Origin of the sequence: Variovorax sp. V116 (assembly GCF_041154435.1) — a bacterium.
Lineage (GTDB): Bacteria > Pseudomonadota > Gammaproteobacteria > Burkholderiales > Burkholderiaceae_C > Variovorax > Variovorax paradoxus.
This window is the reverse complement of record NZ_AP028661.1, coordinates 2,597,600-2,615,858: the sequence shown is the minus strand read 5'-3', so window position 1 is coordinate 2,615,858 and position 18,259 is coordinate 2,597,600. Positions and strand designations below refer to the sequence as shown.

The following is an 18,259-nucleotide window of genomic DNA, read 5'->3' as shown; positions in this document are numbered from 1 at the left end:
CATTATTTTTGATATGATTCTCTCTTTCCTGAAATTCAAAACATAACTGCTTCGGCAGCTATGTGGGCCCAGATGGCGGAATTGGTAGACGCACTAGTTTCAGGTACTAGCGAGTAACATCGTGGAGGTTCGAGTCCTCTTCTGGGCACCACCCCTACCAAGCTGAAACCCCTGTGAATCATCGATTTACAGGGGTTTTTTCTTTTCCCTGGGAACATGATCGAGGGATGTTCTCCCTCACGGATGCCGATCGCGGCCAAGCTTGGCCGCACCGACGGTTGTGTGCCGCGTTCGCGCACGGCGTCGTGATCCTGAAGCGGAACATTCTGCGAAGCGCTTGTCGGCGGCACGGATTCGAACAAATGGAACGGGCTTCGTCTCATGGAATGATGCAGCAACCCGCTCCTGAAGAAGCGGCTTTCCACCATTCTGACGCAGTACATCGACGAATGATCGCGCAGAGTCTCGAGAAGCAGAGCAACCGAATCAATAACACCGTGTTGGCAGTAGAGGTGAACCGCACAACCCAAGCCGATGAGCGCGGTATGGGCTCGCAGCAGTGGATCGCCGGCGGATCTGCGTGGGTTGCGACGGCTTTGAAGCCGAGGTGCACCTTAACACGCGAAGCAATGCACCGGTTCGACAGCGTGTGAGCATGGCCATTTTCCAACGCATCAGGCAATGGGCGTCGCGCATCAAGCGCGATGGCGTGACCCTGTGGTTCGCCTACCGCCATCCGGGCACGCCCTGGTTCGCCAAGCTGCTCGCGGCCTTCGTCGTCGCCTATGCGCTGAGCCCGATCGACCTCATCCCGGATTTCATTCCCGTTCTGGGCTACCTCGACGACGCCTTGCTGCTGCCCGGCCTGATCTGGCTGAACATCCGGCTCATTCCGGCCGATGTACTCGAGGAATGCCGCCAGCGCGCCGACCTGTGGATGAAGGAGCAGGGCGCGAAGCCCCGAAGCATTGCGGGGGCCGTGCTCGTCCTGGCGGTCTGGATCGGTGCTGGTGCTGCGCTCTGGGCCTGGTTCGGCAGGCAAAAGTAGGCCGTCAATGGCGGCAACAACTCTCGACATCGTGAATTTTACTGTATATTTGTACAGTCTTTTCACAAAGGATAACCGCCATGTCGAGATCCGAACCCATCACCTCCCCTGCTCGCAACCATGCGCTGGCCGAAGCACTGGCATGGATTTCAAAGTTCGCACATGCATGGAAGGCCATCGAGCCGGCACCTCATTCGCTGAGCATCGATGGATTCATCATCTGGGGCCCTGTGCTCTATGAGAAACACCGCAACGAGGACCCCGTGGAACTCGCGGCACGGCTGTACGGCCAGTCGGGCGAGTATTCCAGGTACCTGTATCCAGGCCATCCGCCCAAGAGCAAGGATGCACTGCCGACTTTCGGCTCCGACGTGTAGCAAAAGTCACACTTTCACGTCAAAAACGATTCAAAAGGTAACTTGAATGCGTACACAAGGTTACGTTTGATTTGAAAATATCAAATTTAGCGGAGACCATTGTGATCACAGCATTCACCTTGTTAGTCGGCATGTTCCTCGGGGCGTTGTTCATGAGCCTCCTGGTCGTTTCTCGCTCGGATGACTGAGAAGAAGAACGGCCGGGCCCTTGCAGCCCTGTCCATGCCCATCGAAAAGCCCGCTCGCAGCGGGCTTTTCCTTTTCTTGAACTACGTCAGCAGGTTCGACTTGGGCCTGCGATTGCTCTCGATCGAATAGATCGCCGGCTTGTCCTGCTCGGTCTTCGTAGCCGCCGCCTCGCTGCTGGGAGCTGGTAGCGGATAGACCTCGCCGGAAAGGCGCTTCACACGCTCCGCATACATCTTGGCCAGGGCCGCGTGATGCTCCGCTGCAGCCTGGTGCTCGAGACGCGCCATCTGGGCTTCGTGAAGCAGCGTGGCAGCCCTTTTGAGATGAAGGCTGGATCCGGATTGAAAGAGCTGGAAGAACATGGGACCTCCTGGAGAACACAAGCCGCCACGTTCAAATGCCCGGGTGCATGCGTCTGTAGGCGTACAACTTTTTCGCCTGTCGCTCAGTCCGTGGTTCGCAAGTCGGCGATCGCCGCCTTGCTCTCTCTTGCTCTCGCCAGGATGGCGACGGTTCAGATCGGCAGCGCGATCAGGTCGTGGCCCTCGGCGCCCACGATGCGGGCCCGCGTGAATTCACCCACCTTGAGCGTCTTGCTGATCTTCTCGGGCGGCAGCAGGCGCACGGTGCCGTCGATCTCGGGGGCGTCGGCGTAGGTGCGGCCCACGCCGCCCTTGCGCCCCATGCCGGGTGCCGAGTCCACCAGCACCTGCATGGTTGCACCGATGCGCTGGCGCAGCTTGGCGATCGACACCGCTTCGGCCACTTCCATGAAGCGGGCGCGGCGCGCTTCACGCTCCGCCGGCGGCAGCATGCCGGGGATGTCGTTGGCGGTGGCGCCTGCCACAGGGCTGTAGGCGAAGCATCCGGCGCGGTCGATCTGCGCCTCGCGGATGAAGTCGAGCAAGTGCTCGAACTCCTGCTCGGTTTCGCCAGGGAAGCCCGCGATGAAGGTGCTGCGGATCACCAGCTCGGGGCAGACCTCGCGCCACCGCGCCAGGCGCTCCAGGTTCTTCTCGCCGCTGGCCGGCCGCTTCATGCGCTTGAGCACGTCGGGGTGGCTGTGCTGCAGCGGCACATCGAGGTAAGGCAGCACCTGGCCGCTGGCCATCAGCGGAATGATCTCGTCCACGCTCGGATACGGATACACATAGTGGAGCCGGACCCAGGCGCCATAAGGCTCGGCAATTTCGCCCAGCGTGCGCACCAGTTCGAGCATGCGCGTCTTGACCGGCTTGCCGTCCCAGAAGCCGGTGCGGTACTTGACGTCCACGCCATAGGCCGAGGTGTCCTGGCTGATCACCAGCAGTTCCTTCACGCCGCCTTCGAACAGGGCCTTGGCCTCGCCGAGCACGTCGCCGACCGGCCGCGACACCAGGTCGCCGCGCATCGAGGGAATGATGCAGAAGGTGCAGCGGTGGTTGCAGCCTTCGCTGATCTTCAGATAGGCATAGTGCCGCGGCGTGAGCTTGAGGCCCGCGATGCCGAAGGTGTTGGGCACCAGGTCGACGAACGGGTCGTGCGGCTTCGGCAGGTTGGCGTGGACCGCGTCCATCACTTCCTGCGTGGCATGCGGACCGGTCACGGCCAGCACGCTCGGATGCATTTGCCGCACCAGGTTGCCGCCCTGGTCGCCGGTCTTGGCGCCCAGGCAGCCCGTGACGATCACGCGGCCGTTTTCCGCCAGCGCCTCGCCGATGGTGTCCAGGCTTTCCTTCACGGCATCGTCGATGAAGCCGCAGGTGTTGACGATCACCAGGTCGGCGCCCTCGAAGGTCTTGGCCGTTTGGTAGCCCTCGGCGCTCAGCTGGGTCAGGATCAGTTCGGAATCGGTCAGGGCCTTGGGGCAGCCCAGGCTCACAAAGCCGACTTTGGGGGCGGCCGTCGTGGCGGCACGTTCGGGGGAGGCAACTTCGCTCATATATGCCCCTATTGTCCCAGCTATCGGCCGCGGACGGGATTTCAGGGGCGTTTGATGCCGAATGCGCCCAGGACCTGCTCGGTATTTTTCTGCATCTGCTCCTGCATCTGCAGGAACACGTTCTTGGACTGCTCGACGTAGTTGCCCATGAGTCCCTGGAGCATGGGCGACTGCATGGTCATGAAGCGCGACCACATCTCGGGCGTGAGGCCTTCGGCCTTTTCGGTGAGCTGGGCCTGTACCTCGGTCATGGCCTGGATGTTCTTCTCGAGATAGGGACCCATGTAGCCCTGCATCGCCTGACCGTAGAAGCGGATGATGTTGGCCAGCACCTGCTCGGTGAACATGGGCGCACCGCCCGCCTCTTCCTCGAGGATGATCTGCAGCAGGATGCTGCGCGTGAGGTCGTCGCCGGTCTTGGCATCGCGCACCACGAACTGGGCATTCTGTATGACCAGCTGCTTCACCTCGGTGAGCGTGATGTACGTGGATGTCTCGGTGTCGTAGAGCCTTCGGTTGGGGTACTTCTTGATTACACGTTGCACCGGCTTGACCCCGGACTTCTTGCTCTGCACTGCGGACTCCTTCACATGGATGCCCATGTCATCCGATGATTCTAGGTAGCGGTTTTGCTGCATCGCGACAAGGTTTACCCTGACCGTGCCTGCGCCGCTTCAACCGAGCGTTGTCGCGTACTCGGCGCTGCAGGCGCTGCAGGTGGCGGTCTCGGGGCGTTCTTCGGTGGCTTCCCTGAAACGCAGCGGACTCTTGTGGCCATAGACCACCCAGCAGCGCGGACAGTGCTCCTGGCCTGCCGTGGGCAAGTAGGCGCGCGAGCGCTGCTCGGCGCGCTCCTGCGTCACGGGCGTGCCCTGCCGGATGGCGCGGGCTATTTCGCGTGCCGCCATGGTGTCGGTGCGGCCGCTTGCGTGGTCGTTGATGCCATAGACCGCGCGCGCAAATTCGATGGGAGCCTGCCTGAGCAATGCGGCCAGGCGCATGTCGGCATGAGCCCGATCAACCAGCGTTGATCGCGTATTCATCAGATCGCTTGTCAAGAAATTTGAAAAAGGTTTGCAGAGCGGCCAAGGTAGCACAACAACATGGCCATGGTCTTTGTCTGCTTCACCGCTAGGACGATTGGATCACCGGGGAACCCGGTGAAAGCTCTGTTCGACAGACCCGGTGGTTGGCCGGAAGTCGAAACAGAAATTGGTAGGCGCGATTGGACTCGAACCAACGACCCCCACCATGTCAAGGTGGTGCTCTAACCAGCTGAGCTACGCGCCTAAGGATGTGTCCGAGAAGCAGCTATTGTAGCAGGAGAAAACGCGCTTTTTCAGCGCCGACGTGCAGATCGCACACCGGCAACCGCCGTCACCACGCCCAGCACCTGCGTGAGCCGCGCCGCATCGGAGATTTCCACGGTGAAGGTCATCCATGCCGTGCCCTTGACCGATTGGGTCTGCACGCCGATCACGTTCATCTTCTCGCGTGCGAACACATCGGAGATGTCGCGCAGCAGGCCCTGGCGGTCGGCCGCCTCGACGGACACGTCGACTGCATAGACCGGCGCTTCGCCGCCCTTCGCGGCGCCCCATTCGACATCGATCACGCGCTCGCTGTCGCGCGAGGCCATCATGCGGAAGTTGCTGCAGTCGACGCGGTGCACGCTCACGCCGTGGCCGCGCGTCACGAAGCCGCGGATGGCATCGGGCGGCGCGGGCTTGCAGCACTTGGCGAGCTGCGTCATCAGCGAAGACACGCCCACCACCAGCACACCGCCCTTGCCGGACTTCTCGCTCGCGCGCGGCTTCTTGATCTGCACGCCGTCGTCGGGGTTGGGCGCGGGCTCGGGCGGACGCAGCAGCACCTCGATGTTGCGCAGCGAGAACTCGTCCTTGCCGACCACTTCGAACAAGTGGTCCGCCGACTTGAAGCCCAGCTGAGAAGCCAGGTCCTCGAGGCGCGTGGAGGTCTTGCCTTCGCGCTGCAGCAGCTTCTCGACCGCCTCGCGCCCGCGCGCCACGGTTTCGTGCGTGATCTGCGCGTTGAACCATGCGCGCACCTTGGCGCGCGCGCGGTGGCTTGCAAGGTAGCCGAGCTCGGCATTGAGCCAGTCGCGCGAAGGCCCGCCCTCCTTGGCCGCGATGATCTCCACCGTCTGGCCGTTCGACAGCGGCGTGTTGAGCGGCACCATGGCCCCATCGACGCGCGCTCCGCGGCAGCGGTGGCCCAGCGTGGTGTGCACGGTGTAGGCAAAGTCGACCGGCGTTGCGCCCTGCGGCAGTTCGACGATGGCCGCGTCGGGCGTGAGCACGTAGATGCGGTCGTCGAAAAGCCCCTGGCCCTGCGAGCCGCCCGAAAGGTCGCGCTCCCATGCCAGCAGTTGCCGCAGCACGGCGATCTTCGCGTCGTATTCGCCGCTCGCCCACACGCCCGCATAGCCCTTGTGCCCGGCCTCCTTGTAGGCCCAGTGCGCCGCCACGCCGTGCTCGGCATGGTCGTGCATTTCTTCGGTGCGGATCTGGATCTCGATCGGCTTGCCGGGCTTGCCGTCGACCATCTCGCGCACCACTGTGTGCAGCGACTGGTAGCCGTTGGGCTTGGGCCGCGCGATGTAGTCGTCGAACTCTTCGTCGATCGGCAGGAAGTGCGAGTGCACCCAGGCCAGCGCCGCGTAGCAGTCCTTCACGTCGGGCACCACCACGCGCAGCGCGAGGATGTCGAACACCTGCGCAAAGTCGAGCGACTTGCCGCGCATCTTCTTGACGATGCTGTAGATGTTCTTGGGCCGCCCCTGCACCGTGGCGCGCACGCCCTCGGCCTGCAGCTCGCGTTCGAGCTGTGAGCGCAGCTGCTCGACGTGGCCTTCGCGCTCGACACGCTTCTCGTCGAGCAGGCGCGCAATCAGCTTGTAGGTCTCGGGCTCCAGGAAGCGGAACGAGAGGTCTTCGATCTCCCACTTCACCTGCCAGATGCCGAGCCGGTTGGCGAGCGGCGCGAACACCTGCAGCGACTCGCGCGCCACGCTTTCGGGCGCCGGCTGCTTGCTGGCGGCGGCGTGCCGCAGGGTCTGCAGCCGCGATGCGAGGCGCAGCATGACCACGCGCAGGTCGCGCGAGAACGCGAGCAGCATCTTGCGCACGTTCTCGGTCTGCGCACCCGCTGCGCCTTCGGCCAGGTGATGGCCCTGCGAAGCCGAGCGGGCCTGCTCCTGCACGCGCACCAGCTTGGTGGTTTCGACCGCCAGCGCCGCGAAGTTGTCGCCGAACACCTTGGCGATCACCTCCTGCGGGCGGTTGAGGTGCTGGCAGGCGTAGACCAGGTAGCTCGCAGCCTGCATGGCCTCGGAGCCACCCATCTTGGCGACGATGGCGGCGACGGCATCGGCATGCGCCAGCGTGTTCTCGCCGGTGTCGAGCTTTTCGTCGGCGATCAGCGGCTCGGCGAAAGCGCGTGCACGGGCGAGCATGTTCTCCATGACCGGCGTGCGGTCGGCCGTGGCAGCGGACAAGGGATAGTCCACCACCGCCGTATCGGAGGCGTGCGCCGTTTGAAGACTCGAAGACTCGCGCTTCACGTTGGCCTCAATCGAACAGGAAGTTGGTGACGGCGCCCACCTGCACGGGGTCGACGAAGGTGGGCGCATGGCCCACGCCTTCGAACTCGACCAGCGCCGCGCGCGGACCGCGCTGCGTCATGGCCAGGGCCGTTTCGCGCGAGAGCAGGTCCGACTGCGCGCCGCGCGTCACGAGCGTGCGCGCATCGATGGCGTCGTAGAGGCTCCACATCACGGCACCGCCCTGGACCGCAGCCTCGGGCGTGATGGCGCGCAGCGCAACGGCAATGGCCGGGTCGTAGTGAAGCAGCCAGGGACCGGCTGCGTCGCCATGGGATTCGCTGGCCTCCACCTTGCCGGCGCCATCGGGCGTGCGCTGCGACGCAGGCACCACCATGTGCTGCGACAGCGAAAGCCACTGGTCCGGTGTATGGGGGCCGAAGCTGGTCGAGATCGTCCACATGGCATCGGCCGCCGATTGCACGCTGTCGTAGCGGCCGCCCTGCCCCACGTAGGCGCCAATGCGCTGCAGCGCGGCGGCCTCGATCGTCGGGCCCACGTCGTTCACGACGAAGCGGCGGATCGGCCGGGCCAGCGGCAGCTGCTTGTGCCCCGCCAGCACGAAGCCGATCAGCCCGCCCATGCTGGTGCCCAGGTAGTCGAGCGTGTTGATCGGTCGTTCGCGGTGCAGCTGCGCAACCAGCGCCAGCATGTCGGCCGCATAGACCGGCACCTGGTAGAGGGCCGGGTCGCGCAGCCAGTCGCTCTGGCCGCGCCCCGCCACGTCGGGGCAGACCACGCGCACGTCGCCGGCGGCGCGTGCCACGAGGGCCTCGGCGAGCACGTCGAAGTCGCGTCCCTGCCGCGTGAGGCCGTGCACGCAGACCACCACGCGCGCACTGCGCGCGTCGCCCCATTGCCAGTAGGCCATGCGGTGACCGCCCTGGGCGTCATCGCACGCCACGTAATGAAGCGTCGGTTCTGTCATGAAAACGAAGTCGTCCTGGTGCGGATAATGGTCTCGTCGCATCCTAATTCATCCGGAGATTGATCTTCATGCTCAAACGCAAAACCGCGCTTGTCACGGGGTCCACCAGCGGCATTGGCTTGGCCATTGCCAAGTCGCTTGCACAACAAGGCGCAAACATCGTGCTCAACGGTTTCGGCGACGCCGAAACCCCCAAGTCCCAGATCGAGGCGCTCGGCGTGCGCGCCGAATACCACGGCGCCGACATGAGCCAGCCCGCTCAGATCGAGGACATGATGAAGTTCGCCGCGTCCAGATTCGGGCGCGTCGACATCCTCGTGAACAACGCCGGCATCCAGCACGTGGCAAAGGTCGAGGACTTCCCGCCGGAACGCTGGGACGCCATCATCGCCATCAACCTCACGAGCGCATTCCACACGACCCGGCTCGCCATACCCGCGATGCGCGAGGCCAACTGGGGCCGCATCATCAACGTGGCATCGGCCCACGGCCTGGTGGCCTCGGCGCAGAAGTCGGCCTACGTGGCGGCCAAGCACGGCATCGTGGGCTTCACCAAGTCGGTGGCGCTCGAAACCGCAACCACCGGCATCACGAGCAATGCAATCTGCCCAGGCTGGGTGCTGACGCAGCTGGTGCAAAAGCAGATCGACGACCGCGCGGCGCGCGAAGGCATCTCGGCCACGCAGGCGCAGAACGAGCTGCTCGGGGAAAAGCAGCCTTCGCTGCAGTTCACCACGGTCGAGCAGCTCGGCGGCCTGGCGGTGTTCCTGTGCTCGCCGGCCGCCGACCAGGTGCGCGGCGTCGCCTGGCAGATGGACGGCGGCTGGACCGCTCAATAAGAGAAGAAGCTATTTGAGCTGCACCGATCCCGAGACGTTGACGACCACGCTGGCCTTGCCGGCTTCCACCGGCACCGGCGCATCGGCCGCAAAGGACTTGGCCGCCGCCGCCATGACGCGCGGCCGGATCGGGCCGCTGTCGTTCGCGTTCACCGAGACTTCGCGCAGCGTGTAGCCGCCGAAGCCGAAGCCCTTGGCCAGTTCGGTGGCCTTCTGCTTGAAGTTCTCGATGGCGATGGTCTGGGCCTCGGTCTCGCTCTTGGCGCGCTGCTCGCGGCTGAGCGCGAAGCCCACGTTGCCGACGTTCAGCGTGGTGATGCGGCCTGCGGTCTGCGTGATGCGCGCGAAGTCGCGGCCCTCGAGCACCATTTCGGCGGAGCCCTGCCAGCCGTTGATCTTGCCTTCGCGGGTGTAGCGCGGCGACAGGCTGAAATTGCCGGTGCGCACGTCGAGCTGGCCGCGCTGGGCGTTTTTCTTGGCCTCGGCCAGGGCCGCGTCCACCGCGGCCTTGAGCTGCGACTGGACCGTGGCGGCATCGGCTGCGTCGCGCGTGGTGGTGAGCGTCATGCTGAGCATGTCCTGCTGCACTTCCACTGTGCCGGAGGCCGTGAGCTGCAGCACGTTCTGCGGCGGCGGGACCATGTTCTGGGCCATGGCGGTGCCGGCGGTGCCAGCCGCAGCCAGTGCGGCAAAGGCGGCGATCAAACTGATTTTTTTCAAGACGAGCTAACTCCCCTGGGTTGGTATTCGAGAACGCGAGAGCACACAGCCCTCGCCGCTTCAGCGGCGCTGGCTGCGGGGCAAGGTCAGGGCGCGCGCGGCCGACATCGGCTCCGGCACCATTCGCTCGGCCGGCTGCGATTCTGCCGAATTCAGCACGTGGGGTGTGCCGGGCGGCGTCCATTGCCTTCGCACCTGCTGGCGCAGTTCGAAGAGTTCGGCCGCCGTGAGGCGCCTGCCGGCCACGGCCTCCTCCCGCCGGATTTCGTCGCGCTGCGCGGCACGGTGGGCCGCTACCGCCTCGCGTACCTCGCTGCGGCGCGAATCACCGACCCTGAGAAACTCGCCGGCGTTTGCCAAGGCAGGGCCGCAGCTGCAAGCAACTAGGATCGGCAGGACGGGAAGAAGGGTTCTCATTGAACAAAAGTCATAGCACTGGGCGGACTTTGCCACCGCCGGGCGAACGTCGGATGACTAGACAGCGAGCGACCGCAAGTTTTGTAACTTAGTGTCAAACCATAAGTAAAACCGGCTCAACGGGGGCTCAACGCCTTCAGAATCGGCGCTGTTACAAATTCAACGTTGTAGAAATGACTCAAGTTCCCGCCCGCACTGACAAGATCGTGATCGTCGACGACGACGCCCGCATCCGCGACCTGCTTCGCCGCTACCTGACCCAGGAAGGTTTCGAAGTGATCGTGGCCGAGGACGGCAAGGCGCTCAACCGCATCCTGTTGCGCGACACGGTCGACCTGATCGTGCTCGACCTGATGATGCCCGGCGAAGACGGCCTGTCGGTCTGCCGCCGCCTGCGTGCCGCCAACGACCGCACGCCGATCATCATGCTCACCGCCAAGGGCGAGGACGTCGACCGCATCGTCGGCCTCGAGGTCGGCGCGGACGACTACCTGGGCAAGCCGTTCAACCCCCGCGAACTGCTGGCGCGCGTGCATGCGGTGCTGCGCCGCCGTCCGCCACTCGAAGCGCCCGGCGCCCCTTCCACCGAGAACGAGACCGTCACCTTCGGGCCCTTTGCCTTCGACCTGGGTTCGCGCACGCTCAAGAAGGACGGCGAGGAACTCTCCCTGACCACCGGCGAATTCGCGATGCTGAAGGCGCTGGTGCGCCATCCACGCCAGCCGCTGTCGCGCGAGAAGCTGGCCCAACTGGCCCGCGGCCGCGAGTTCGAGCCCTTCGACCGCAGCCTCGACGTGCAGATCTCGCGCCTGCGCAAGCTGGTCGAGGCCGATGCGGCGGCGCCCCGCTACATCCAGACCGTGTGGGGCGTGGGCTACGTGTTCGTGCCGGACGGCACGGCCTGAACGACACCCTGAGGTGGCCATCGGCCTGCAATCCGCCAGACCCAGCCCAGCCCAGGAGGACGGCGCGCAGGTCACCATGCCAAGCCCCCTGGAGGGCAGCGGCCAGCGTGACCGGCGACCGGGCCTGAAGCTCGGCTTCAGCCTTTTCTGGCGCACATTCTTCCTGCTCGCGCTGCTGCTGATCGGCTGTACGGTCGCCTGGCTGCAGACCTTCCGCTCGCTCGAATACGAGCCGCGCGCCATCCAGACGGCACACCAGATCGCCTCGCTCGTGAACCTCACGCGCGCGGCGCTGGTGTATTCGGATGCGATCACGCGGGTGTCGCTGATCAAGACGCTGGCCGACCAGGAGGGCGTGCGCATCCTGCCGCGCGAGCCCAACGACCGCTTCCAGCCCTACACCAGCGGCGCGCTCGACCAGCGCGTGACCGAGGAGCTGATCGACCAGCTCGGCGAAGGCACCACGGTGGCCAGCCGCGTCAACGACGAGCCGGGCCTGTGGATCGGCTTCACCATCGAGAGCGACACCTACTGGCTGCTGCTCGACCCGACCCGCTTCAGCCGCGTGGGCGGACGCACCTGGCTGGTCTGGCTCAGCACCGCCATGGCGCTGTCGCTGGCCGGCGCGGCGCTGATCACGCGGCTCATCAACCTGCCGCTCAAGCAGCTGTCGCGCGCCACCATGCAGGTGCGCGAAGGCGAATACGAGGCGCACCGGCTCGACGAGAGCGCCCGCACCAACGAGATCCGCGCGGTCAACATCGGCTTCAACCGCATGGCCGACCAGCTCGCCAAGATCGAGCAGGACCGCGCCATCATGCTGGCCGGCATCTCGCACGACCTGCGCACGCCGCTCGCGCGGCTGCGGCTCGAAACCGAGATGAGCGTGTCCGACGAGGACGCGCGCGACCACATGGCGGCCGACATCGCCCAGCTCGACGCCATCATCGACAAGTTCCTCGACTACGCGCGCCCCGACCATGTCGACCCCAAGCCCGTGCTGCTGCGCGACGTGGTCGATGCCTGCACCTACGCCGTGCAGGACTACGAAGAAATGAACATCCGCGTCGACGTGCCGCCCGACCTGCGCGTGCTGGGCGACGAGGTCGAGCTCACGCGCGTGATCTCCAACCTGGTGGAGAACGCGCGGCGCTACGGCAAGACACCCTCCACCGGCATTGCCGACGTGGTGATCCAGGCGCAATCGAACAACGACGCGGTGCTGATCAAGGTGCGCGACCACGGCGCGGGCGTCGAGCCCGCCCTGCTCTCGCAGCTGACCAAGCCCTTCTTCCGCGGCGACGTGGCGCGCACCTCCGCGGCCGGCGCCGGGCTCGGCCTGTCGATCGTGGCAAAGAACATCGAGCGCATGGGCGGCACCTTTGCGCTCACCAGCACGCCCGGGCGCGGCCTGGCGGCGCACATCCGCATGCCGCGCGCCATGCCCGAGCCGAGGCCGGCGGCGGAAGCGCAGCAGGGCCGGCGGGCCTGAGTCGATCAGCCCTGGCGGTGCAGCAGCACCACCGCGCGCGCTTCCATCGCGCGGCCTTCGCCGACCGGGCCGAGCTTTTCGGCCGTCTTGGCCTTCACGTTGACCTGCTCGGGCGCGAGGCCCAGCACCTGGGCGATGCGCCGGCACATGGCCGGGATGTGCGGCGCCAGCTTGGGCGCCTGCGCAATCACCGTGCTGTCGACGTTGCCGATCTCCCAGCCCGCAGCGCGCACGCGGCGTGCCGCTTCGCCGAGCAGCACGGCCGAATCGGCGCCGCGAAACTGCGCGTCGGTGTCGGGAAAATGCCGGCCGATGTCGCCCAGGCCCGCCGCACCGAACAAGGCGTCGGTGATGGCATGCAGCAGCACGTCGGCATCCGAATGCCCCAGCAGGCCGGTGGTGTGCGGAACCTCCACGCCGCCGAGAATCAGCTTGCGTCCCGCCACCAGCTGGTGAACGTCCCAGCCCTCGCCCACGCGGAGGTTGAACGCGGCCGTCATGCGATGGCCTTTCGGCGGCCGAGCAGCACCGCCTCGGCCAGGGCGAAGTCCTCGGGAAAGGTCACCTTGAAGTTCTGCGCGCTGCCCGGCACCAGCAAGGGCGACAGGCCGATGGCCTCGATGGCGCCGGCCTCGTCGGTCACCGCGTCGCCCGCCCGCTCCAGCGCATCGAGCAGCATGCCGATGCGGAACATCTGCGGCGTCTGGGCCAGCCACTTGTCGGCCCGCGAAAGAGTCTGGGAGACGCGGCTGTCGGCCGAGGAGGCCTTCAGCGTGTCGGCCAGCCGCTGCGCCAGCAGCCCGCCGACGGCGTCGTGCTCGCAGGCCGCGATCAGCGCCTCGATCTGGCTCGAGGTGACGAGGCAGCGCGCCGCATCGTGCACCAGCACCCAGTCATGCGCCCCGGCACCCTTCTGGCGCAGCGCCGCGAGACCGTTGCGCACCGTGGCGGCGCGCGTGACGCCCCCCACGCGCAGCAGGAATTCGTTGTCGGCCGGAAAGCGCGGCAGCGCCGTCTGCACCTCGCGGTCGTCCGGCGACACCACCACCGCCAGCCCGGCAAAGCGCCCCGCCAGCGCGCGGAACGCAGCCACCGTGTGGGCCACCATCGACGATCCCGCCAGCCGCTGGTATTGCTTGGGCTGGGCGCCACCTGCACGGTGGCCGAAGCCGGCGCAGGGAATCAGCACGAAAAATCGGGAAGAAGACATGGGGTGCGGCACGGCCGGCGGCCGGCAAGCGGATAAAGGGCCGCCATTCTAGAATCGACCGTCTCATACACCCCTCGCCCTCAGCGCGGGGTGTTCTGCATTTTCTAAGCGTTCCATGGACCTCCCCCACCTCACGGCGGGCAAGCGATTCACGCTGCCGCGTCCTCCTTTGTCGGCCGATGCGCTGCTGCTGGCGCAGCTGGGCATGCGCGAGAAGGCCGCGGGCCGCGCCACCGCGATGTTCACGGCCGACGCCAACGACGCGCAGCGGCTGATCGACGAGATCGCCTTCTTCGCGCCCGAGCTGCGCTGCGCCCTGTTCCCCGACTGGGAAACGCTGCCCTACGACAGCTTTTCCCCGCACCAGGACCTGATCAGCGAGCGCCTGGCCACGCTCTGGCGCATCAGCCAGAAAGAGGCCGACGTGGTGCTGGTGCCCGCCACCACCGCGCTCTACCGGCTCGCGCCGCCGGCCTTCCTGGCCGGCTACACCTTCCACTTCAAGGCCAAGCAGAAGCTCGAGGAATCCAAGCTCAAGGCCCAGCTCACGCTGGCCGGCTACAGCCACGTGACACAGGTGGTGAGCCCGGGCGAATACGCGGTGCGCGGCGGCCTGATCGACCTCTTTCCGATGGGCTCGCTGGTGCCGTTTCGCGTCGACCTGTTCGACGACGAGATCGACTCGATCCGCACCTTCGACCCCGACACCCAGCGCAGCCTCTATCCGGTGCCCGAGGTGCGGCTGCTGCCCGGCCGCGAGTTCCCGATGGACGACGACGCCCGCGCGCGCTTCCGCAGCCGCTGGCGCGAACTGCTCGAAGGCGACCCGACCAAGAGCCGCATCTACAAGGACATGGGCAACGGCGTGGCCACCGCCGGCATCGAGTACTACCTGCCGCTGTTCTTCGACGAGACGGCCACGGTGTTCGACTACCTGGGTGCGGACGCCACCGTGGTGCTGCACGGCGACCTGGAGCCCGCGTTCCAGCATTTCTGGCAGGACACGAGCGAGCGCTACCGCCTGGTGCGCGGCGACCCCGAACGCCCGGCGCTGCCGCCCGAGGCGCTGTTCCTGAGTGCCGAGCAGTTCTACCAGCGCGCCAAGCCGCATGCGCAGCTCGCGATCCGCGGAAACGCGGGCGGCGGAGACATTGCTGCCGAGACGCCCTACGCCGAGTTCGACAGGCTGCCGCCCTTTGCCGTGGTGCGCGGCGCGGAGGACCCGCTGGTCGGCCTCAAGGCCCATATCAAGGCCACGCCGCACCGCGTGCTGCTGATCGCCGAAAGCGAAGGCCGGCGCGAAAGCCTGCTCGACTTCCTGCGCGCCAGCGGCGTGAGCCCGCCGGCCTTCGATTCGCTGGCCGAGTTCGAAGCCTCGGCCGACGAGAAGATCGGCATCGCCACCGCCGCGCTCGCCTCGGGCTTTGCCTGGCGCGAGCAGGGCATCGACTTCGTCACCGAGACCGAGCTCTTCGCCACCGCGCCCACCACGCGCCGGCGCAACAAGAAGCAGGAACAGGTCAGCGACGTCGAGGCGCTGATCAAGGACCTGTCCGAGCTCAACGTGGGCGACCCGGTGGTCCACACCGCGCACGGCATCGGACGCTACCGCGGCCTGATCCACATGGACCTGGGCCAGGGCACCGATGCCGAAGGCAAGCCGCTCTTGCAGGAAATGCTGCACCTGGAGTACGCCGACAAGGCGACGCTCTACGTGCCGGTCTCGCAGCTGCACCAGATCAGCCGCTACACCGGCGTCAGCGCCGACGAGGCGCCGCTGCACAAGCTGGGCTCCGGCCAGTGGGAAAAGGCCAAGCGCAAGGCCGCCGAGCAGGTGCGCGACTCGGCCGCCGAGCTGCTCAACATCTACGCCCGCCGCGCCGCGCGGCAGGGCCATGCCTTCCGCTACTCGGCCGCCGACTACGAAGTGTTCGCCAACGACTTCGGCTTCCAGGAAACCGCCGACCAGAAGGCCGCGATCCACGCCGTGGTGCAGGACATGATCTCGCCCCAGCCGATGGACCGCCTGGTCTGCGGCGACGTGGGCTTCGGCAAGACCGAGGTGGCGCTGCGCGCCGCCTTCATCGCGATCACCGGCGGCAAGCAGGTGGCCTTCCTCGCGCCTACCACGCTCCTGGCCGAGCAGCACTACCAGACGCTGGTCGACCGCTTCGCCAAGTGGCCGGTCAAGGTGGCCGAGATGAGCCGCTTCCGCTCGGCCAAGGAGATCACCGCGGCGGCCAAGGGCCTGGCCGAAGGCACGGTCGACATCGTGGTCGGCACGCACAAGCTGCTCTCGCAGTCGGTCAAGTTCAAGAACCTGGGCCTGCTCATCATCGACGAGGAGCACCGCTTCGGCGTGCGCCACAAGGAGGCGATGAAGGCCATGCGCGCCGAGGTCGACGTGCTCACGCTCACCGCCACGCCGATTCCGCGCACGCTGGGCATGGCGCTCGAGGGCTTGCGCGACCTGAGCGTGATCGCGACCGCGCCGCAGCGGCGCCTCGCCATCAAGACCTTCGTGCGCAACGAGGGCACGGGCGTGATCCGCGAAGCCGTGCTGCGCGAACTGAAGCGCGGCGGGCAGGTGTACTTCCTGCACAACGAGGTCGAGACCATCGAGAACCGGCGCCAAAAGCTCGAGGAGATATTGCCCGAGGCCCGCATCGCCGTGGCCCACGGCCAGATGCCCGAGCGCGAGCTCGAGCGCGTGATGCGCGACTTCGTGGCGCAGCGCTACAACCTCCTGCTGTGCTCGACCATCATCGAGACCGGCATCGACGTGCCGACCGCCAACACCATCGTGATGAGCCGCGCCGACAAGTTCGGCCTCGCGCAGCTGCACCAGCTGCGCGGCCGTGTCGGGCGCTCGCACCACCAGGCCTATGCCTACCTGATGGTGCCGGACACCGAGGGCCTGACCAAGCAGGCGGCGCAGCGGCTCGACGCCATCCAGCAGATGGAAGAACTGGGTTCGGGCTTCTATCTTGCGATGCACGACCTGGAGATCCGCGGCACGGGCGAAGTGCTGGGCGAGAACCAGAGCGGCAACATGATGGAGATCGGCTTCCAGCTCTACAACGAGATGCTGAGCGAGGCGGTGCGCGCGCTCAAGGCCGGGCAGGAGCCCGACCTGCTCGCGCCGCTGTCGGTCACCACCGAGATCAATTTGCACGCCCCCGCCCTCTTGCCCGACGACTACTGCGGCGACGTGCACCTGCGCCTGTCGTTCTACAAGAAGCTGGCCACCGCGAAGACGCCCGAGCAGATCGACACCTTGCTCGAAGAAATCGTCGACCGCTTCGGCAAGCTGCCGCCGCAGGCGCAGACGCTGATCGACACGCACCGGCTGCGCGTGCTCGCACGGCCGTACGGCGTGGTGAAGGTGGATGCGGCGCCGGGCGTGATCCACATCACGTTCAAGAAGGATCCGCCGGTCGACTCGATGGCCATCATCCACCTGATCCAGAAGAACAAGCACATCAAGCTCGCGGGCAACGAGAAGCTGCGCATCGAGCGCGAGCTGAAGGAGCCCAAGGAGCGTGCGCAAATGGTGCGCGACGTGCTGCGCAGCCTCGGACAACCGATCGTCAAGGAACCCGCCCCCGCATGAGCGCAATCACAGAAATCTCCCCCGGCCTCGTCATCCAGCGCATGAAGCCGCCGCTGAAGCTGGCCGACTTCAAGCTGATCGCGTTCGACATGGACTCGACGCTGATCAACATCGAATGCATCGACGAAATCGCCGACGCGGTCGGCAAGAAAGCCGAGGTGGCCGCGATCACCGAAGCCACGATGCGCGGCGAGATCAAGGACTTCAAGGAAAGCCTGCGGCGGCGCGTGGCGCTGCTCAAGGGCGTGCCGGTCGAGGCGCTGCAGCAGGTCTACGACGAGCGGCTGAAGCTCAATCCGGGCGCGGCGGAACTGGTGGCGGCCTGCAAGGCGGCCGGGCTCAAGGTGCTGCTGGTGTCGGGCGGCTTCACCTTCTTTGCGAACCGCGTGAAGGACCGCCTGGGCATTGACTTCGCACGCTCCAACCTGCTCGACGAGGCCGATGGCAAGCTCACCGGCCAGGTGGTGCAGCAAAGCTGGGGCGACATCTGCGACGGCGCCGAGAAGCGCCGCACGCTGCTCGAGGTTGCATCCCTGCTGGGCATTTCTCCGCAGGAAGCCATTGCCGTGGGCGATGGCGCGAACGACCTGCCGATGATGGGCGAAGCCGGCCTCTCCGTGGCCTACCACGCCAAGCCGAAGGTGCGCGAGCAGGCCATGGTGGCGATCAACGAAGGCGGGCTTGAGCGGCTGTTGGAGCTTCTGGAGTGACTCTTTGCCTCGCGTTGTGCTTGACGTGATTTGTTCAGGGCGCTGGTTGATCAGCGGCACACCGGCAGCGTGCCCTGGTGCACAGGGCATCGGGTGCTCCCCGCAGCGAAATCAAGGAGGAGGCCGAAGGCCGGGGGACATTCGCGGAGGGGAGTACCCGGTGGCCTGTGCACGCGCCCTGAACAAGAGCGCCCTGAACAACAGCGCCCTGAAACAAAACCACCCGAACCAGCACACAAATCACAAGCACCCCTCGCAGCAATCAGCT

At 66.1% G+C, this 18,259-nt stretch carries 18 protein-coding genes and 2 tRNA genes; 9 read left to right on the top strand and 11 right to left on the bottom strand.

Going from position 1 to position 18,259, the window contains the following annotated elements:
* Positions 1-66 precede the first annotated feature (66 nt).
* The 4 genes from ACAM58_RS12425 to ACAM58_RS12410 all read left to right on the top strand — a co-directional run bounded on the left by ACAM58_RS12425 (position 67) and on the right by ACAM58_RS12410 (position 1,425).
* Positions 67-151 (top strand) — tRNA-Leu (locus tag ACAM58_RS12425).
* A gap of 76 nt (positions 152-227) precedes the next feature.
* On the top strand, positions 228-653 hold the full coding sequence (locus tag ACAM58_RS12420) for a hypothetical protein (RefSeq protein ID WP_150106779.1): 426 nt from the start codon (positions 228-230) through the stop codon (positions 651-653).
* Between the two features lie 2 nt (positions 654-655).
* Positions 656-1,048, top strand: a complete 393-nt coding sequence (locus tag ACAM58_RS12415) for a YkvA family protein (RefSeq protein ID WP_012747702.1) — start codon at positions 656-658, stop codon at positions 1,046-1,048.
* Between the two features lie 80 nt (positions 1,049-1,128).
* Positions 1,129-1,425: a hypothetical protein gene (locus ACAM58_RS12410; RefSeq protein ID WP_012747701.1), complete on the top strand. Its 297-nt coding sequence runs from the start codon at positions 1,129-1,131 to the stop codon at positions 1,423-1,425.
* 269 nt (positions 1,426-1,694) lie between these two features.
* Here ACAM58_RS12410 and ACAM58_RS12405 read toward each other — a convergent pair whose 3' ends face one another.
* From ACAM58_RS12405 to ACAM58_RS12375, 7 genes are all read right to left on the bottom strand, one after another.
* Positions 1,695-1,976 (bottom strand): hypothetical protein, encoded by a 282-nt coding sequence (locus tag ACAM58_RS12405; protein ID WP_012747700.1) that lies wholly within the window; start codon positions 1,974-1,976, stop codon positions 1,695-1,697.
* A gap of 152 nt (positions 1,977-2,128) precedes the next feature.
* Positions 2,129-3,535 carry a 30S ribosomal protein S12 methylthiotransferase RimO gene (gene rimO, locus ACAM58_RS12400; protein ID WP_012747699.1) on the bottom strand — a complete coding sequence of 469 codons (1,407 nt, stop codon included), beginning with the start codon at positions 3,533-3,535 and terminating at the stop codon, positions 2,129-2,131.
* Positions 3,536-3,576: 41 nt separating this feature from the next.
* Positions 3,577-4,137, bottom strand: coding sequence for a polyhydroxyalkanoate synthesis repressor PhaR (phaR, locus tag ACAM58_RS12395; protein WP_018905029.1), 561 nt, complete (start codon positions 4,135-4,137; stop codon positions 3,577-3,579).
* A 72-nt stretch (positions 4,138-4,209) separates the two neighbouring features.
* A complete protein-coding gene (locus ACAM58_RS12390) occupies positions 4,210-4,578 on the bottom strand; it encodes a hypothetical protein (protein WP_244883808.1) in 369 nt (122 codons plus the stop codon).
* Positions 4,579-4,748: 170 nt separating this feature from the next.
* Positions 4,749-4,825 (bottom strand) — tRNA-Val (locus tag ACAM58_RS12385).
* A gap of 49 nt (positions 4,826-4,874) precedes the next feature.
* Positions 4,875-7,019, bottom strand: coding sequence for a bifunctional (p)ppGpp synthetase/guanosine-3',5'-bis(diphosphate) 3'-pyrophosphohydrolase (locus ACAM58_RS12380; protein WP_230537838.1), 2,145 nt, complete (start codon positions 7,017-7,019; stop codon positions 4,875-4,877).
* A gap of 106 nt (positions 7,020-7,125) precedes the next feature.
* Positions 7,126-8,127 carry an alpha/beta fold hydrolase gene (locus ACAM58_RS12375; RefSeq protein ID WP_080515742.1) on the bottom strand — a complete coding sequence of 334 codons (1,002 nt, stop codon included), beginning with the start codon at positions 8,125-8,127 and terminating at the stop codon, positions 7,126-7,128.
* A 26-nt stretch (positions 8,128-8,153) separates the two neighbouring features.
* Between ACAM58_RS12375 and ACAM58_RS12370 the strand changes: the two genes are divergently transcribed.
* A complete protein-coding gene (locus ACAM58_RS12370; protein WP_012747694.1) occupies positions 8,154-8,924 on the top strand; it encodes a 3-hydroxybutyrate dehydrogenase in 771 nt (256 codons plus the stop codon).
* Between the two features lie 9 nt (positions 8,925-8,933).
* On the opposite strand, the gene ACAM58_RS12365 is transcribed toward ACAM58_RS12370, so the two are convergent.
* Together ACAM58_RS12365 and ACAM58_RS12360 are read right to left on the bottom strand one after the other, a co-directional pair.
* Positions 8,934-9,644 (bottom strand): SIMPL domain-containing protein, encoded by a 711-nt coding sequence (locus tag ACAM58_RS12365; RefSeq protein ID WP_012747693.1) that lies wholly within the window; start codon positions 9,642-9,644, stop codon positions 8,934-8,936.
* 60 nt (positions 9,645-9,704) lie between these two features.
* Positions 9,705-10,004 (bottom strand): hypothetical protein, encoded by a 300-nt coding sequence (locus ACAM58_RS12360; RefSeq protein WP_369664464.1) that lies wholly within the window; start codon positions 10,002-10,004, stop codon positions 9,705-9,707.
* A gap of 230 nt (positions 10,005-10,234) precedes the next feature.
* Here ACAM58_RS12360 and ompR point away from each other — a divergent pair, with 230 nt between their 5' ends.
* Both ompR and ACAM58_RS12350 read left to right on the top strand, forming a co-directional pair.
* The gene (ompR, locus tag ACAM58_RS12355; RefSeq protein ID WP_012747691.1) at positions 10,235-10,966 is read left to right on the top strand and encodes a two-component system response regulator OmpR; all 732 of its coding nucleotides are present in this window, start codon (positions 10,235-10,237) and stop codon (positions 10,964-10,966) included.
* 76 nt (positions 10,967-11,042) lie between these two features.
* Positions 11,043-12,458 carry a sensor histidine kinase gene (locus ACAM58_RS12350; protein ID WP_012747690.1) on the top strand — a complete coding sequence of 472 codons (1,416 nt, stop codon included), beginning with the start codon at positions 11,043-11,045 and terminating at the stop codon, positions 12,456-12,458.
* Positions 12,459-12,463: 5 nt separating this feature from the next.
* On the opposite strand, the gene ispF is transcribed toward ACAM58_RS12350, so the two are convergent.
* A complete protein-coding gene (ispF, locus tag ACAM58_RS12345; RefSeq protein ID WP_012747689.1) occupies positions 12,464-12,958 on the bottom strand; it encodes a 2-C-methyl-D-erythritol 2,4-cyclodiphosphate synthase in 495 nt (164 codons plus the stop codon).
* Complete coding sequence (gene ispD / locus ACAM58_RS12340) at positions 12,955-13,668, bottom strand: 2-C-methyl-D-erythritol 4-phosphate cytidylyltransferase (protein WP_026284068.1); 714 nt, start codon at positions 13,666-13,668, stop codon at positions 12,955-12,957. Before ispD ends, ispF begins: the two co-directional genes overlap by 4 nt.
* 115 nt (positions 13,669-13,783) lie before the next feature.
* On the opposite strand from ispD, the gene mfd reads away from it, so the two are divergent.
* Together mfd and serB are read left to right on the top strand one after the other, a co-directional pair.
* Positions 13,784-17,281, top strand: coding sequence for a transcription-repair coupling factor (gene mfd / locus ACAM58_RS12335; protein WP_012747687.1), 3,498 nt, complete (start codon positions 13,784-13,786; stop codon positions 17,279-17,281).
* Positions 17,278-17,991 carry a phosphoserine phosphatase SerB gene (serB, locus tag ACAM58_RS12330; RefSeq protein ID WP_012747686.1) on the top strand — a complete coding sequence of 238 codons (714 nt, stop codon included), beginning with the start codon at positions 17,278-17,280 and terminating at the stop codon, positions 17,989-17,991. The genes mfd and serB overlap by 4 nt, the downstream gene beginning before the upstream one ends.
* Positions 17,992-18,259: the final 268 nt, after the last annotated feature.

What these genes read in the sequence shown, in the direction of transcription:
- ACAM58_RS12370 (WP_012747694.1), top strand. Translation starts at nt 8,154, where the DNA reads ATGCTCAAACGCAAAACCGCGCTTGTCACGGGGTCCACCAGCGGCATT.
- ACAM58_RS12410 (WP_012747701.1), top strand. Translation starts at nt 1,129, where the DNA reads ATGTCGAGATCCGAACCCATCACCTCCCCTGCTCGCAACCATGCGCTG.
- phaR (WP_018905029.1), bottom strand. Translation starts at nt 4,137, where the DNA reads ATGGGCATCCATGTGAAGGAGTCCGCAGTGCAGAGCAAGAAGTCCGGG.
- ispF (WP_012747689.1), bottom strand. Translation starts at nt 12,958, where the DNA reads ATGACGGCCGCGTTCAACCTCCGCGTGGGCGAGGGCTGGGACGTTCAC.
- ACAM58_RS12380 (WP_230537838.1), bottom strand. Translation starts at nt 7,019, where the DNA reads ATGGAGAACATGCTCGCCCGTGCACGCGCTTTCGCCGAGCCGCTGATC.
- ACAM58_RS12350 (WP_012747690.1), top strand. Translation starts at nt 11,043, where the DNA reads ATGCCAAGCCCCCTGGAGGGCAGCGGCCAGCGTGACCGGCGACCGGGC.
- serB (WP_012747686.1), top strand. Translation starts at nt 17,278, where the DNA reads ATGAGCGCAATCACAGAAATCTCCCCCGGCCTCGTCATCCAGCGCATG.
- rimO (WP_012747699.1), bottom strand. Translation starts at nt 3,535, where the DNA reads ATGAGCGAAGTTGCCTCCCCCGAACGTGCCGCCACGACGGCCGCCCCC.
- ompR (WP_012747691.1), top strand. Translation starts at nt 10,235, where the DNA reads ATGACTCAAGTTCCCGCCCGCACTGACAAGATCGTGATCGTCGACGAC.
- ACAM58_RS12420 (WP_150106779.1), top strand. Translation starts at nt 228, where the DNA reads ATGTTCTCCCTCACGGATGCCGATCGCGGCCAAGCTTGGCCGCACCGA.
- ACAM58_RS12390 (WP_244883808.1), bottom strand. Translation starts at nt 4,578, where the DNA reads ATGAATACGCGATCAACGCTGGTTGATCGGGCTCATGCCGACATGCGC.
- ACAM58_RS12405 (WP_012747700.1), bottom strand. Translation starts at nt 1,976, where the DNA reads ATGTTCTTCCAGCTCTTTCAATCCGGATCCAGCCTTCATCTCAAAAGG.
- ispD (WP_026284068.1), bottom strand. Translation starts at nt 13,668, where the DNA reads ATGTCTTCTTCCCGATTTTTCGTGCTGATTCCCTGCGCCGGCTTCGGC.
- mfd (WP_012747687.1), top strand. Translation starts at nt 13,784, where the DNA reads ATGGACCTCCCCCACCTCACGGCGGGCAAGCGATTCACGCTGCCGCGT.
- ACAM58_RS12375 (WP_080515742.1), bottom strand. Translation starts at nt 8,127, where the DNA reads ATGCGACGAGACCATTATCCGCACCAGGACGACTTCGTTTTCATGACA.
- ACAM58_RS12415 (WP_012747702.1), top strand. Translation starts at nt 656, where the DNA reads ATGGCCATTTTCCAACGCATCAGGCAATGGGCGTCGCGCATCAAGCGC.